This window comes from Gordonia sp. (in: high G+C Gram-positive bacteria), from assembly GCF_049299075.1.
In the GTDB taxonomy this organism is placed as follows: Bacteria; Actinomycetota; Actinomycetes; order Mycobacteriales; family Mycobacteriaceae; genus Gordonia.
Genome location: NZ_JBAQWU010000082.1, coordinates 1 through 1,910 on the forward strand (window position 1 = coordinate 1; position 1,910 = coordinate 1,910).

Genomic DNA, 1,910 nt, shown 5'->3' on the forward strand with positions numbered 1-1,910 from the left:
TTGCTATACGGGCTGCCGATTCTGTGCCTTCGCTCAACGCAAGGGCGACGAGGACGCCTTCACGCTCTCGACGTCCGAGGTCGCCGACCGGGCGTGGGAAGCGCATCTGGCTGGCGCGACCGAGGTCTGCATGCAGGGCGGCATCGATCCAGAACTGCCAGCGTCGGGGTACGCCGACATCGTGCGGGCGGTCAAAGAACGCGTGCCGTCGATGCATGTGCACGCATTCAGCCCGATGGAAGTCGTCAACGGCGCCGCCCGCTCGGGTGAATCGATCCGCGACTGGCTGACCGGTTTGCGCGAGGCCGGTCTGGACTCCATCCCCGGTACTGCCGCGGAGATCCTGGACGACGAGGTTCGCTGGGTTCTCACCAAGGGCAAACTGCCCACCGCGTCGTGGATCGACGTGATCACGACCGCACACGAGGTGGGCCTGCGATCCTCGTCGACGATGATGTACGGCCATGTGGATGCGCCGCGGCACTGGGTCGGTCACCTCAACGTGCTGCGCGACATCCAAGACCGCACCGGGGGTTTTACCGAATTCGTCCCGCTGCCGTTTGTGCATCAGTCGTCTCCGCTATACCTGGCCGGTGCCTCCCGGCCGGGACCGACCCGGCGGGACAACCGCGCGGTCCACGCCCTGGCTCGGCTGATGCTGCACGGCCGGATCGACCACATTCAGACTTCCTGGGTGAAGCTCGGCGTGGAGGGCACTCGGGTGATGCTGGCCGGCGGCGCCGACGATCTGGGCGGCACGCTGATGGAAGAGACCATCTCGCGGATGGCCGGTTCCCAGCACGGCTCGGAGAAGACCGTCGCCGAACTCCACGAGATCGTCGAAGGGATCGGCCGCACGCCGCGCCAGCGAACCACCGAGTACGGCCCGGTGGCCGCGCCAGTGACGGCGCGTTCGGGGCTCGCCGTCGTCGAGTAGCGATCCGGCTGGCGGCGGTTAGTTCGACTAGCGGCTGAACATCTTCGCCAGCCGGCCCGGCTCCTTGGGGTGGCCCGGGCAGCGCTTCGCCGCCGGGACGCCGCGCATCACCTGATCGACGTGCTGGCCGCAGCCGCGCCAGGTGACTTTGCCGCAGGTCTTGCAGGTTGCTTGCTGACACATGGGAGTTCTCCTTCTAGTGGAAGAGTTGGTGGGCGGTCGGTGGTGGGGGGTCAGACCAGCGCAGGCTCGGCCGGAATGAGCGCTCGCAGCGTGAGCAGGCCGCCGGACAGGTTGGCTGCAGGCAAGCCCGCGGACCGCAGAATGCGGTAGGCGAGGTAGCTGCGTTTGCCGCTGGCGCAGTGCACGCGGATGTCCCGTCCGGCCGCAGCCGCGCGGATCTCGTCGAGGCGCTCGCGCACCTCATTGGCCGGGACCAGTAGTGCCCCGGGCAGATGATCTTGCGCATACTCGTCGGCATTGCGGACATCGAGAATCAGGTAGTCGCCCGCGTCGGGCTCGGCCAGTTGCTCGGCGTACCAGAGCTCCAGCTCGCCGTCGAGCACGTTCTCGGCGATCATCCCGGCCAGGTTCACCGGTTCCTTCGCCGAACCGAACGGCGGAGCGTAGGCGAGGTCAAGATCGATCAGTTCGGGTGCGGCCATCGACGTGCGGATCGCCGTGGCGAGCACATCTATCCGCTTGTCGACGCCATCGGCACCCACCGCCTGCGCGCCCAAGATCAGTCCGTCGGAAGTGCGGATGTGGACCAGCAGGTGAATCTGCTCGGCGCCCGGGAAGTAGCCAGCGTGGCTGCCCGGGTGCAGGTGGACGGTGAAGTAGTCGATCCCCGCCGCGTCCAAGGTCGCGCGGTTAGCGCCGGTCAGGGCGGCAGTCAGGGCGCCGACCCGGACGATCGCGGTGCCGACCGGGTTCGGGATCGGGCGCGCGGTTGCCGGGCGCAGGATGTGGT

The 1,910-nt window shown here is 68.0% G+C and carries 3 protein-coding genes; 1 reads left to right on the forward strand and 2 read right to left on the reverse strand.

Features of this window, described 5'->3' with window-relative positions; genetic code table 11:
• A partial coding sequence (gene cofH, locus WAW85_RS02785; RefSeq protein WP_422558132.1) for a 5-amino-6-(D-ribitylamino)uracil--L-tyrosine 4-hydroxyphenyl transferase CofH occupies positions 1-937 on the forward strand: 937 nt, incomplete at its 5' end.
• Positions 938-964: 27 nt separating this feature from the next.
• On the opposite strand, the gene WAW85_RS02790 is transcribed toward cofH, so the two are convergent.
• Together WAW85_RS02790 and WAW85_RS02795 are read right to left on the reverse strand one after the other, a co-directional pair.
• Positions 965-1,120 carry a hypothetical protein gene (locus tag WAW85_RS02790; protein ID WP_422558133.1) on the reverse strand — a complete coding sequence of 52 codons (156 nt, stop codon included), beginning with the start codon at positions 1,118-1,120 and terminating at the stop codon, positions 965-967.
• Between the two features lie 50 nt (positions 1,121-1,170).
• Positions 1,171-1,910 (reverse strand): rhodanese-like domain-containing protein (locus WAW85_RS02795; protein WP_422558134.1); only part of this gene is annotated, 740 nt, incomplete at its 5' end.

Excerpts from the sequence above, each read along its gene's own strand:
- WAW85_RS02790 (WP_422558133.1), bottom strand. The coding sequence starts at position 1,120 with ATGTGTCAGCAAGCAACCTGCAAGACCTGCGGCAAAGTCACCTGGCGC.